Raw genomic sequence first — 12,097 nt, 5'->3', positions numbered from 1 at the left:
AACTAAAGCAACTGTTTTTATCAGGTTTTATCCTCTTTTATTATAGCCTGTTGCTATAATTGGGTGGTTTAAAATCGCATTAAACATTTGCCTTGTTTGTCCGTTTTTTATTTTTGTTTGTACTTAAGGAAGTCATCATGTCGCAGACTCTTTCAACTGATGAAATTATGAACATCGCAAAACTTGCTCGACTTGGCGTTAATACTGAGCAGGCTGATAGTTATGCCAATGACCTAAGCAAAATCCTATCGATGATGGATATTTTGGCAGAGGTCAATACTGACAATATCGCACCGCTTACCAATGTCCATGATATGACCCAGCCACTGCGTGAAGATGTTGTTGGCGGTAATGGGGTCGAAGTCAATCGTGAGCTAAATCAGTCCATTGCGCCAAGTGTCGCTGATGGCTTATACCTTGTGCCACAGGTCATTGAATAAGCCACAGCTCATCGAATAACTTGTCAAATTTTTGTTAATTAATTATAAGTGAAAATTATGTCTGAACTACATACGTTTTCGGTTGCCCAATTGGCGGCAGGTCTAAAAAATAAAGACTTTAGCAGTACCGAACTTACCCAACATTTTCTTAATCGGATTGCCCAGCATGATAAAGCCATCAACAGCTTTATCACGGTCACGCCTGAACAAGCATTAGCGCAAGCCGCTGCCGCCGATAAATTATTGGCAGAAGGCAAAGGCGCAGACTTGACGGGCGTACCACTGGCTCATAAAGACATTTTTTGTACCCAAGGCGTTTTAACCACTTGTGGCTCAAAAATGCTAGAAAACTTTGTGGCGCCTTACAACGCCACCATCGTTGAAAACTGCCAAAATGCAGGCTTAGTTATGCTTGGCAAAACCAGCATGGATGAGTTTGCAATGGGCTCGGACAATGAGTCATCATACTTTGGCGCCGTGCACAACCCTTGGGATATCAGCCGTGTACCAGGCGGTTCATCGGGCGGGAGCGCAGCTGCGGTTGCGGCAGGTTTTGCGCCCTTTGCCACAGGCTCAGATACCGGTGGCTCGATTCGTCAACCTGCGTCATTTTGTGGTTTGACAGGGATTAAGCCAACTTACGGGCGTGTTTCACGTTATGGGATGGTGGCGTATGCGTCAAGTTTTGACCAAGCTGGCAGCTTTGGTAAAACCGCAGAAGATTGTGCTTATTTGCTCAACGTGTTATCAGGTCATGACAGTAAAGATTCAACATCCGCCAACAAAGATGTGCCGGATTTTGTCGCTAGTTTGACCACCAAACGCCAAGCCAATGCCAGCCATGATAAACCGCTTCAAGGGTTACGCATCGGTATCCCAACCGAATACTTTGCCGATGGCTTAAATAGCGAAGTTAAAGCTAGTGTAGAAGCGGCATTAAAACAATACCAAGCCTTGGGTGCAAGCTTGGTGGATGTGAATTTGACCAAACCTGAAATCACTCTTGCCACTTATTATTTGCTCGCCCCAGCCGAGGCTTCATCTAACTTATCGCGTTATGATGGGGTGCGTTATGGCTACCGCTGTGACAGCCCAAAAAACTTGGAAGATTTATACACCCGCTCACGTTCTGAAGGCTTTGGTGCCGAAGTACAGCGCCGTATTTTGATGGGTACCTATGCGCTATCAGCGGGTTATTTTGATGCCTATTATGTCAAAGCGCAAAAAGTGCGCCGCCTCATCAGCCAAGACTTTGCCAAAGCCTTTGAAAGCTGTGATGTCATTGCCACCCCAACTGCACCAACGACGGCTTATAAAATCGGTGCAAGCCTTAGCCCTGCCGAAATTTATATGGGGGATGTTTATACCATTGGCGTGAATTTAGCCGGTTTACCTTCATTAAGCCATCCGGTGGGTTTTGATGGTGACAATCTGCCTGTCGGCTTACAGCTGATTGCAAAAGCATGGGATGAAGAGACACTACTGCAAACTGCCGATGCGTATCAGCAAGTAACAGATTTTCACCAACAACTATCACCCATCGCCAAAGCCTAAGGAGCCTTGTTATGACAAACGAAAATAAACCGCAAGCGCCTTTAGTTGATGGCTATGAAGTGGTTATCGGTATCGAAATCCACTGCCAACTCAACACCAACACCAAAATTTTCTCATCGGCTTCCACCCTATTTGGGCAAGAACCCAACACCCAAGCCAATATTGTTGACCTAGCCATGCCAGGGGCGCTGCCTGTACTCAACAAAGATGTGGTAGAAAAAGCGGTAATGTTTGGGCTTGGCGTCAATGCTGAAATTGGCATGATGAACGCCTTTGACCGTAAAAATTATTTTTATCCCGATTTGCCAAAAGGCTACCAAATCAGCCAAATGGCGCACCCGATTGTCGGTACAGGCTATATCGACATCGTGGTCAATGAAGGTGAAAAAAACGAATATCCCAAACGTATTCACATTACCCGTGCTCACTTAGAAGAAGATGCCGGCAAATCGGTGCATGATGCGGTGCCACAAATGACAGGCGTGGATTTAAACCGCGCCGGTACGCCGCTGATTGAAATCGTCTCAGAGCCTGATATGCGCTCAGCTGCCGAGGCGGTTGCCTATGTCAAAGCCATTCACCAGCTGGTCACTTGGCTCGGTATCTCTGATGCCATTATGGCGGAAGGCTCATTCCGTGCCGACTGTAACGTCTCCGTGCGAAAACCCGGTGCCGACTTAGGTACTCGCTGTGAGATTAAGAACCTCAACTCGTTTCGCTTTATCGAGCGTGCCATCATGGTGGAAATCGAGCGTCAAATTGACTTGATTGAAGACGGCGGCAAAGTCATACAAGCCACTCGCCTGTATGATCCAGACAAAGATGAAACGCGCTCAATGCGTACCAAGGAAGAAGCCAACGACTACCGCTACTTCCCAGACCCCGACCTTTTACCTGTGCATATTGATACCGCAACTTTTGAACAAATCAAAAACGCCATGCCAGAATTGCCAGTGGCACGTCGTGAGCGTTTTCAATCGGCGCTTGGCTTACCTGAATACGATAGCCGTATTTTAACCGCTAGCCGCTCGCTCGCTGATTACTTTGAGCAAGTAGTGGCAAAAGTCGGTCATGATAACGCCAAACTGGCTGCCAACTGGATAATGGGTGATCTGCTCGGCGCGCTCAACAAAGATGAAAAAACCATAGAGCAAAGCCCGATTTCAGTGAACCAATTTGCCAAACTGCTAGAGCGTATCAAAGACAATACGCTATCAGGTAAGCTGGCCAAGCAGGCCTTTATCGCCCTATTCGCTGGCGAAGGCGGTGACGATGAAACAGCCGTAGATAAAATCATTGCCGATAAAGGTTTAAAACAAGAAACCGATACAGGCGCGATTAAAGCGATTGTCGAAGACGTGTTGAAAAACAACCAAGCGATGGTCGATGAGTACAAGTCAGGTAAAGAAAAAGCCTTTAACGGTCTTGTCGGTCAAGTGATGAAAGCCTCCAAAGGTAAAGCCAACCCGGCTCAAGTTAATCAGCTGCTAAAAGAACTAATTGGATAAGTTGGTATTGCAAATTCTGTCATTTTTGGTAGAATAGTACACCTTTCGGGGCGTAGCGCAGTCTGGTAGCGCACTTGCATGGGGTGCAAGGGGTCGCGAGTTCGAATCCCGCCGTTCCGACCAAATTAAAAAGGCTTACGTGTTACGTAGGCCTTTTTCTTTTTTGAGTTTTTTTATACCTATTGTCACAGTATTTTTACGTGAATATGACAATAGTTTCTTTGTTTTGATAGATAATTTTTTGATAAAATTTTCTCCCTATTTGGCTGTATTTATTTGACTATATTTTTTGAAAAATCATGAGCGCGATCATTAAATCATTCCTTGCTAACTACAAACTGACAAATTTGGCTGCGGCTTTGGTATGGGTGGTTTTACCAATTACTGCGCAAGCCGATAGCGTTCATCGAGCACAAACCAACAAAGATGCGATTGTACGTTCTTGTCCCAATCGTTTATGCCCCGTGGTGCAGACTCTGCCCAAAGGCATCAAGTTTAGCTGGGTATTAGCCAAAAATGGCTTTGTGAACATTGCCGATTCTACCTTATGGGTATCCACTGCTGACATCAAATAAGTGATTGTATGTTTTCAAATTTTTCTTAAAAAGCCTGTCATGAATATGATGGGCTTTTTTGTTATGATAGTCTAAGCTTAATGTTGAACGAGTCGATTATGTGTTACCCAAAAATCATTATTTCAATTGAAAAACAACAGCTTACTTTACATCTGAGCCCCACTCAATCACAAACTTACCCCATCTCTACTGCCAAAAATGGTATTGGACAACTGCAGGATACTGGCTGCACCCCGCTCGGTGCGCACGTGATTAGCGAAAAATTTGGTGATAATTTACCTATCAACAGTGTATTTGTGGCACGTCAATTTACCGGCGAAATTTATGACGATCATTTGGCAACTACATTCCCAAATCGAGACTGGATTTTGACGCGGATTTTGTGGTTAGATGGTTATGAAGAAGGCTTTAACAAAGGCGCCAATGAGCAAGGGGTATGTGATACCAAGGCGCGTTACATTTACATTCATGGCACGCCCGATACCGAGCCGATGGGCATTCCGCTTTCTCATGGCTGTATCCGTATGCGCAATCAAGATGTTATCACACTGTATGACCAAGTGGATATTGGTACAGTTGTCGAAATTTTGCCGTAAATTTATCAAAGTTAACCTTAATAATATATTAGAAAAAATTGATAAATATGATTATTGGTTAAAAAAAATTACAAAATAGCTTTTTTTTACTTAGGTTTTAGGCATATAATAGCCGTGTCACATCAATCGGCTTTAACTTTAGTTAATATTAATAAGGTAGATTGATTATCAAATAACAATGAAAAGGAGCTGATTATGTCAGTCGAAACATTACACAATATCGCAGAAACTCGCCGTTCTATCTATATGCTCAATGACCAATTGCCTGTCTCAAAAGATGAAGTGGTTAAACTGGTTGAACATGCCGTGTTACATACCCCCTCTTCATTCAACTCACAATCAAGCCGCTTGGTGGTATTGTTTGGTGAAGACCATCAAAAACTTTGGCAAATCACCGAAGATTTGCTACGCGCGATGGTGAATGATGATGAAAAATTTAAATCAACTGCCGATAAAATGGCCATGTTTAAAGCCGGTGCAGGGACTATCTTGTATTTCGAAGACCAATCAGTGGTCAAAGGCTTACAAGAACAATTCCCACTTTATGCGCATAATTTCCCAGTATGGGCTGAACACACCAGTGCGATGCACCAATATGCAATTTGGAACGCCTTAGCTGCGCTCAACATCGGTGCAAACTTACAGCATTACAATGGTGTGATTGATGAAAAAGTGGCAGAAACATGGAACATCGATAGCAACTGGAAACTCATTGCGCAGATGGTATTTGGTGGTATCGCCGCTCCAGCCGGTGAAAAAACTTTTGAACCTATCGAAAAACGCTTAAAAGTTTACGGAAAATAATTTTCCAATACGCGTTTTGATAGGCGTTACAATAAAAGCAAAAAGCCAATATCTGACGGTATTGGCTTTTTTATATAAATTTGATTACCAATCACTACAAAACTGGGTCAATCAAGCTTCTTTTTCGGCAGCTGTTTGTTAGCTTTGAGCAGTAACATCAGGGCAGAGAGCAAAATAATCAGCCAACTTGCCGATAAAACACCAAACAGCATTTTACCATAACGCGTAAATCTATATTCTTCAGGCAGGTATAAATACCCAGAATACGGCGCTTGTACCAAATCCATGGCAATGGGCGTCGTTAAATTCTCTTGGTTTGCAAAGGTGATGTTATCAAGCCAGCCATTTTCTTGCAGTGTTTTAGCCAATTGGGTAGAAGGCGCTTGTTGCAAATCACTATGTTCAATGCCGACATGGAGGCTACTTAATTTGGAATCCGTGTCATCAAAACTCATCCAATCAATTTTGGTGTGGATAGCTATGGGGGATAAAAAATCGCCAATGCCTTTACCTCCAATCGCAGAAAATACGATGGCAAAAAATAACGTCAAGGCAACGCCTGTCTTGGGAATACTTGCGATGAGCATAGCACATACACCCGCCACCACCATCATAAATCCGATATTGGCTAAAGCAAGGTTGGCATAAACATCCAAGTAGCTACCAGTACGCTCGTTCGGAATCAACAACAGACCTACAGATATTAATACAAGCCAGCCTACTGCATGGGCAATGATGGCTTTTTTAGCAATGCGAGACTGCTTATCATAATTTGAAAAACAGATAAACCATAATAAGGCAAAAGCAAAGCTCAATAAAAATTCCACAAAACCGACAATATACATCATGGTTTCTGTGGTCGGTATCAAGATTAGCGGCTGAATGATGTCGTGCATGACTAACCCAACTAGTAATACAATGATTGACTGACTGGTGCTTTCTACTCAGGAACTTTTACAGGCATCAGCCACTTTTACAGGCACTTTTATTTTATTCTCTGTTATTTATATACAATCAAGCCAAACTATGACCAAAACTTTGGCGCATTTTTCACTGTTTTTAGACTCACCGCGCATTGCTCGGCACTCGCTTGCTCACGTCCGCTAAACCAACCCACCGCAAATAGCGCATTCGGGTCAGTTTTGGCTTTCTCAAGATAGTTAGCATGACCGACCACGTTGTCATTATATTCACCGAGTACGTCTTGTGCAGGCTCTAAGTATTGCAAAAAGGCATTGAGCTTCGTCGCTTTTTTTCCTTTTTTGCCATTGGTTTGGTTGGCAAAAAGCGGCGCAGCAAATTCACTGACATACCGCAGGCTTTTTAGGTCTTTACGCACACCATGCTGGCTGTCAGTATCAAGACTGGCAAATTTATCACTTGCCGCGGCAATTGCTGTAAATAGTTTTTCCAACTTTTTGGCAACTGGGGCTTTGGCTTTTGGATTATCGGCAGGTACGGGCAAATGGGTGAAGCCAATCAGCTCTAACAACAGAATTTGAAAATCATTGGCTCTGACTGCATCAATCGGCATGATATCGACTGCCGTTGACCACTCGACATGCGGTGCACCGACTGATTCCAGCAAGGGCTGGGTTTTTATTTGCAAGATTTCTTTATCGCGATACTCCCCTAGCAGACTAAAGGTTTGTTTGAGTACCATCAGCCAATTTGGGTCGATATAATCTGGGGCAAATTTGAAGTGTTTGAGGGCAGTACGCAAACGGCGAATACCGACACGCAGTTGATGTACTAAGTTTCCATCGGGACTGCCTTCAGCAATTGCAGAGGCATTTGGCAAAATCTGCACTAGGCAGTTATTGACCACTGCCTGCAAAAACGCAAATTGGCTGATGCCTTTGTGTAATTGCAGCACAGCCAAATCCGCTTTGACAGGTTGGGCAAATCGCTTATTCGCGAGTAGCAGACTACCCCGCTGGGCTTTGGTAACGGTTGATAAATATAATTTGTATTTTTTGCACCAAGTTTTAGCTACCTCAATCAAATCACTTGGGTCACCTTCAAGCAGCTCAAATTCAATTTCATGAATATCCGATTGGGTTAACCCATGATTATTGGCGGGTTTTTGTGAGTTTAGGCGACCTATGCCAACCTTGCCGATATCATAAGCGATTTCGATGCGGCTGTTATTTTTCTTAATTTGGCGAGAAGTGCGTTGCACATCGGTAAAATATTGTACGGTTAAGGCTTGAGCGAGCTCATCAAGCGGCATGATGCTAGCCAACTGCGCTACGACTGTTGGCTCTGTAATTAGTGAAACATCAGGCACAAGGCTACTAACATCAAGGGTATCTGGCGTACCCGTCAGGCTCAGCACGGTATTGAGCTCAACGCGTTTGGCAACGCCATCACCCGCTGTTTTGAGGGTTTGTACCCATTGGCTGTCTTCAAAGCGGATACGCAGGGCAATGCCTTTTTTGGCAAGGTCTTGATTGGGGGTATCAAAGTAATACGCAGATAGGCGCTGTTGCTGCGCAGTTTTGGTGTCAATGTTTTTTCTTAAGACGCTTTGTTGATAGCTTGGGACAGCAAACTTGAGTTCTAGTTCGTGCATGATGATGTCGATTAACCTATATAGCTAACGGATAAAACACCATCATAGCACAACTTTGCTTTTTAAAAATAACCACTTGGCTCATTTGTTAGTGGTAAAATTTTAAAGCATTTAAAGAATGCCCTATGATAAGTGATGACCAGTTATGCAATCACATCCAAACCTTCTTCTTTGAGCGATTTTTGTACTGCAGGTTGTGATTCCACGTTGTTAATCAGTTTTGCCAAATTCCGATACCCAGATAAATCCAATTTTAGCAAATGCGCCCAGCGCAAGGTGACATACAGATACACATCAGCAATAGTAAACTCGCCTGACATATAATCTTTATCAGCCAAGTTATCATTGGCGATTTTAAAAATTTCAATGACCCGTTGTTGCGCTTTTTCAGCGACTTTAGGCTGCAAGTCTTTATCGTCGATAAATGCCCCAGCGTTGAATAAAGGTAAAAAAGCTTTATGCACATCGGCATTGGCGTAGCCGAGCCATTGGTGCGCTTTGGCTTTTTGTTTATCACTGCCTTTACCAAAAATATGGGCTTGGGGGAATTTCTCGTCAAGGTAGTGTAAAATTGCCACGTTTTGCGCCAAATAAAAATCGTCCGCTTCTATTGCTAGCAGTGGCACTGTTCCTTGTGGATTTTTGGCAAGATAATCTGGCTTTTTTGAATCTGCATGGCTGATGAGCTGTAAGTCATAATCCACCCCTGTCAGGTTAAGCGCCGTATGGGGTACAAATGAACAGGCGCCTTTAAATCCGTATAATTTTAATTTTTGCATGATTTTCTCTTTGGGTTTGCTAATAAAGTAAAGTCAGATAGTAAAGTCAGGTATTGATATAAAAAAAATCCATTTTAAGCTATCATAACCACAAAATTTTGATGAATTTTGTAATAAATATTTACACTGACCCTCGATTAAATAGGTTTTTTAATAAATGCCAAACGCTACCGCTGACCAAACCCAGTCTACCCAACTCACCAAAAACCCAAGCAAAAAAATCAAACCCACCGCGCGGGTGCGTAAACGTTTGCAAGACGCCCCACCCGTTACCCTCACAGTAACCAACCTTGCCCATGACGGACGTGGCGTGGCAAGTTACGGTGATCAGCCCGACCATCACCTCGATAAACATGGCAAAAAAGTATTCGTCAGCTTTGCGCTGCCCAATGAGACCGTAAGCGTCAAAATCACAGGCTCACGTAAAAGTATGGAAGAAGGTGATGCGGCTCTCGTACTGGCAAACCCAAACCCTGAGCGCACGACCCCACCTTGTCCGCATTTTGGGGTGTGTGGTGGCTGTAGCTTACAGCACTGGCAACCCGATGGGCAGATTCAATTTAAGCAATCGGTACTAGCAGAGCTGCTCGAGCACCAAGCCCATATCCAGCCTGAACACTGGCTTCCTCCATTGGTTGCTGACCGTTTGGGCTACCGCACCAAGGCACGTATGGGCGTGCGCTATGTCGAGAAAAAAGGCACAGCATTGGTCGGTTTTCGTGAGCGCGCCAGCAATTTTTTGGCAAATTTAAATGAATGCCATGTGCTTGACCCGCGTGTCGGCTTTGAAATTGAACCGCTAAAAGCGCTTATCAGTTCGCTTGACGCCCGTGACCATATTCCACAGCTTGAGTTAGCGATGGGTGAAACGCTTGAGGATGTTATCGATAGCAAAAAATCCATCGCCGTTATTGTCCGTCACATGGTGGATTTAGGTGAGCATGATATCGCAAAACTGCAAGCTTTTTTTGCCGAGCGTAACTGGCAGTTATTTTTACAGCCCAAAGGTAGCGACACGGTACATCGTATTGACCCATTGTATGAAAATACTGGCCATGCGCGCCCATCAAGCCTGACCGTACCACCGACGGGCGGTTTGTTTTATCGATTGCCCGAGTTTGATGTGACGTTTGAATTCTCGCCACTGGATTTTACCCAAGTCAATTTGTCAGTCAATCGTAAAATGACCAAGCTAGCAATTGATTTGTTAGAATTGCAGCCAGGCGAGCGAGTGCTTGATTTGTTTTGCGGTTTGGGCAATTTTAGTCTGCCACTCGCGCGTCAAGTGGGTGAAACTGGCTTTGTGATTGGGGTGGAAGGTAGCAGTGAGATGACCGAACGCGCTAAAATGAATGCCACCGCCAACGGCTTGCACCATACCGACTTTTTTGCCCAAGATTTGACCAAAGATTTTTCTGCTGAGCCTTGGGTTGGGCAAGTCGATGCACTGCTGATTGACCCACCGCGCTCAGGCGCCTTAGAAGTGATGCAGTATCTGGATAAATTCAATGCCAAACGCATCGTCTATGTGTCGTGCAATCCCATCACGCTTGCTCGTGATACCGCTGTGCTACTTGAAAAAGGCTATAAACTCACCCACGCGGGCGTGATGGATATGTTCCCGCACACAGGGCATGTGGAAAGCATTGCACGATTTGAGAAACGCTAAAATTTGGCTTTATTCATACAATTTAAATAGCGTACGTTGACTTTGTCGGCGTACCATTTGGTATTGTAATCGCGGCTGAGTTTTGCCCCAGAGATAACCACTTGTGGCATGATGGCGGTAAGGGTATTTTTGCCGGTTTTCATTTTGTAAAGACTACCGATGGTACGGTAGGTTTCGGTATTTTCAAAATCTTGGCTTTTTTCTTTTGCCAAGTCCATACGTATTTGCCGTTCTGTTAGGCTAATCATGCCTTGTTGTATCATTGATATCAGCGCCTGCTCACTTTGGCTGATATTGGCACTGATTTTATTGCCTTTTTCATAAATCAATAAATCCCCATCGTAGTCAATCTTGGCATCAGATAGCTCGTGCAGCATTTTTTGAAAAGCGGCATTACGGCTTGAATACATCCCTGAATTGTAGTCAGCGAAGCGATAAATCGGGTCTTGATAATTGGCTTTATACAGTAGCAAGCGATGGATACCATAGTACAATCCGCCATATTGGCTATATAGGTCTTTACGCAGTTCAAGGTTATTGCCATTCATACGGCGATGGTCACGCGCATAACTTACTTGCACCTGCATTGAGCCTAACGTGGTAATCGGGTCTAATTTTTCTTCAATATCCCCGCCTACCAGTTTGGTGACACTGTTAAGCTTGCTGGCATAATATTTGCTTGAAAAATACGCAAACATCTGATGATAAATATCGTCAAGTTCTTCTTCGGTTTTGACTTTAGCGATTTGTTTTTCAAAGCTGTTATCGGGCGTGGGCTCAGTTTTTAGCATGGTGCGAAAATATGGGGCTAGCGTTGAGCCCAATTTTTCTTCCAACTCCTCATTCATCGCTTTTAGGCTTGATTGCCCCAAATTCGGAACAGGCGGATTGGCTTTAAAATTAGACTCTTGGTCGATAATGGCGACAGCGGTACAAATATTTTGCGCATTTTTTTCTATTTTTAGGGTATCAAAAATTTGATTGATATCTTGTGCCCAGCTTTTGCTATCTTGTCCACGTTTGGGAATCAGTTTGGCAATTTGTTTGGCACCAATGGGCGAGTTAGCGTCGGTTTGCGTTTGAAAATAATCACACCCTGTCAATCCAAGCGATAAAGTCAGCGTTATCGCCAACGTTGACAGGGTTTTACCAAAGTTCGCAAGGCTTTTTGAGCGGGTCATGGTAAAATCTGACGCTACAGTAGTCGCATTTGTAACAAAATGAGATGGTAATTTCATTAAACTCACCTATACTGAACAAGATAGTTTTATCTTAATTTGGATTGAAGTTCGGGCAAATCGCTGATTGGGTCGTTGCCTAACACTCATTTGAGTGATACAAAAATTTTATCGACGGGTTGACTTGCAATTGTTTGCTAATAGACACATCTTAATAAAATTAACACATGAGTAAGCGTAATAAAGTTAGTGTTAAATGGCCAAACATGGGCAACCCTAAAACGGTTAAGATATATAAAGTGAATATGGCATTTACTTTATTTTAACGTTTAACATTTATTTCAAGGGTTAACACGCCCAAAACCAACGCACTATCATAGCTAAAACGCGCTGCTATAGCGACTACTCTGTCATATTTT

Annotated in this window: 11 protein-coding genes and 1 tRNA gene; 8 read left to right on the top strand and 4 right to left on the bottom strand. The window is 43.6% G+C overall.

Annotated features, from left to right (window positions below):
- The first annotated feature begins 137 nt into the window (after window positions 1–137).
- From gatC to RTJ53_RS06440, 7 genes are all read left to right on the top strand, one after another.
- Entirely contained in the window at window positions 138–440 is a 303-nt protein-coding gene (gene gatC / locus RTJ53_RS06470) for an Asp-tRNA(Asn)/Glu-tRNA(Gln) amidotransferase subunit GatC (RefSeq protein WP_312276344.1), read from the top strand.
- A gap of 57 nt (window positions 441–497) precedes the next feature.
- On the top strand, window positions 498–1,994 hold the full coding sequence (gatA, locus tag RTJ53_RS06465) for an Asp-tRNA(Asn)/Glu-tRNA(Gln) amidotransferase subunit GatA (RefSeq protein ID WP_312276343.1): 1,497 nt from the start codon (window positions 498–500) through the stop codon (window positions 1,992–1,994).
- An 11-nt stretch (window positions 1,995–2,005) separates the two neighbouring features.
- Window positions 2,006–3,502 carry an Asp-tRNA(Asn)/Glu-tRNA(Gln) amidotransferase subunit GatB gene (gatB, locus tag RTJ53_RS06460; protein ID WP_312276342.1) on the top strand — a complete coding sequence of 499 codons (1,497 nt, stop codon included), beginning with the start codon at window positions 2,006–2,008 and terminating at the stop codon, window positions 3,500–3,502.
- Window positions 3,503–3,548: 46 nt separating this feature from the next.
- Window positions 3,549–3,625 (top strand) — tRNA-Pro (locus RTJ53_RS06455).
- A gap of 176 nt (window positions 3,626–3,801) precedes the next feature.
- Entirely contained in the window at window positions 3,802–4,077 is a 276-nt protein-coding gene (locus RTJ53_RS06450; protein ID WP_312276341.1) for a hypothetical protein, read from the top strand.
- A gap of 98 nt (window positions 4,078–4,175) precedes the next feature.
- Window positions 4,176–4,673, top strand: a complete 498-nt coding sequence (locus RTJ53_RS06445) for a L,D-transpeptidase family protein (protein WP_312276340.1) — start codon at window positions 4,176–4,178, stop codon at window positions 4,671–4,673.
- Window positions 4,674–4,868: 195 nt separating this feature from the next.
- On the top strand, window positions 4,869–5,477 hold the full coding sequence (locus tag RTJ53_RS06440; protein ID WP_050324646.1) for a nitroreductase family protein: 609 nt from the start codon (window positions 4,869–4,871) through the stop codon (window positions 5,475–5,477).
- A gap of 107 nt (window positions 5,478–5,584) precedes the next feature.
- Here RTJ53_RS06440 and RTJ53_RS06435 read toward each other — a convergent pair whose 3' ends face one another.
- The 3 genes from RTJ53_RS06435 to RTJ53_RS06425 all read right to left on the bottom strand — a co-directional run bounded on the left by RTJ53_RS06435 (window position 5,585) and on the right by RTJ53_RS06425 (window position 8,831).
- A complete protein-coding gene (locus tag RTJ53_RS06435; protein WP_312276339.1) occupies window positions 5,585–6,373 on the bottom strand; it encodes a hypothetical protein in 789 nt (262 codons plus the stop codon).
- Window positions 6,374–6,501: 128 nt separating this feature from the next.
- Complete coding sequence (locus tag RTJ53_RS06430) at window positions 6,502–8,052, bottom strand: CYTH and CHAD domain-containing protein (protein ID WP_312276338.1); 1,551 nt, start codon at window positions 8,050–8,052, stop codon at window positions 6,502–6,504.
- Window positions 8,053–8,195: 143 nt separating this feature from the next.
- On the bottom strand, window positions 8,196–8,831 hold the full coding sequence (locus RTJ53_RS06425) for a glutathione S-transferase family protein (protein ID WP_312276337.1): 636 nt from the start codon (window positions 8,829–8,831) through the stop codon (window positions 8,196–8,198).
- 157 nt (window positions 8,832–8,988) lie between these two features.
- On the opposite strand from RTJ53_RS06425, the gene rlmD reads away from it, so the two are divergent.
- Entirely contained in the window at window positions 8,989–10,500 is a 1,512-nt protein-coding gene (gene rlmD / locus RTJ53_RS06420; protein ID WP_312276336.1) for a 23S rRNA (uracil(1939)-C(5))-methyltransferase RlmD, read from the top strand.
- Here the strand turns inward: rlmD and RTJ53_RS06415 are convergent.
- The gene (locus tag RTJ53_RS06415; RefSeq protein ID WP_312276413.1) at window positions 10,497–11,681 is read right to left on the bottom strand and encodes a DUF1615 family protein; all 1,185 of its coding nucleotides are present in this window, start codon (window positions 11,679–11,681) and stop codon (window positions 10,497–10,499) included. The genes rlmD and RTJ53_RS06415 overlap by 4 nt on opposite strands.
- Window positions 11,682–12,097 lie beyond the last annotated feature (416 nt).

This window comes from Moraxella sp. CTOTU46711, assembly GCF_031975715.1.
Lineage (GTDB): Bacteria > Pseudomonadota > Gammaproteobacteria > Pseudomonadales > Moraxellaceae > Faucicola.
Note: the sequence above shows the minus strand (reverse complement) of the source record. Positions and strands in the feature narration are given on the sequence as shown.

What these genes read in the sequence shown, in the direction of transcription:
- rlmD (WP_312276336.1), top strand. Translation starts at nt 8,989, where the DNA reads ATGCCAAACGCTACCGCTGACCAAACCCAGTCTACCCAACTCACCAAA.
- RTJ53_RS06440 (WP_050324646.1), top strand. Translation starts at nt 4,869, where the DNA reads ATGTCAGTCGAAACATTACACAATATCGCAGAAACTCGCCGTTCTATC.
- gatC (WP_312276344.1), top strand. Translation starts at nt 138, where the DNA reads ATGTCGCAGACTCTTTCAACTGATGAAATTATGAACATCGCAAAACTT.
- gatB (WP_312276342.1), top strand. Translation starts at nt 2,006, where the DNA reads ATGACAAACGAAAATAAACCGCAAGCGCCTTTAGTTGATGGCTATGAA.
- gatA (WP_312276343.1), top strand. Translation starts at nt 498, where the DNA reads ATGTCTGAACTACATACGTTTTCGGTTGCCCAATTGGCGGCAGGTCTA.
- RTJ53_RS06445 (WP_312276340.1), top strand. Translation starts at nt 4,176, where the DNA reads ATGTGTTACCCAAAAATCATTATTTCAATTGAAAAACAACAGCTTACT.
- RTJ53_RS06415 (WP_312276413.1), bottom strand. Translation starts at nt 11,681, where the DNA reads ATGACCCGCTCAAAAAGCCTTGCGAACTTTGGTAAAACCCTGTCAACG.
- RTJ53_RS06425 (WP_312276337.1), bottom strand. Translation starts at nt 8,831, where the DNA reads ATGCAAAAATTAAAATTATACGGATTTAAAGGCGCCTGTTCATTTGTA.
- RTJ53_RS06435 (WP_312276339.1), bottom strand. Translation starts at nt 6,373, where the DNA reads ATGCACGACATCATTCAGCCGCTAATCTTGATACCGACCACAGAAACC.
- RTJ53_RS06430 (WP_312276338.1), bottom strand. Translation starts at nt 8,052, where the DNA reads ATGCACGAACTAGAACTCAAGTTTGCTGTCCCAAGCTATCAACAAAGC.
- RTJ53_RS06450 (WP_312276341.1), top strand. Translation starts at nt 3,802, where the DNA reads ATGAGCGCGATCATTAAATCATTCCTTGCTAACTACAAACTGACAAAT.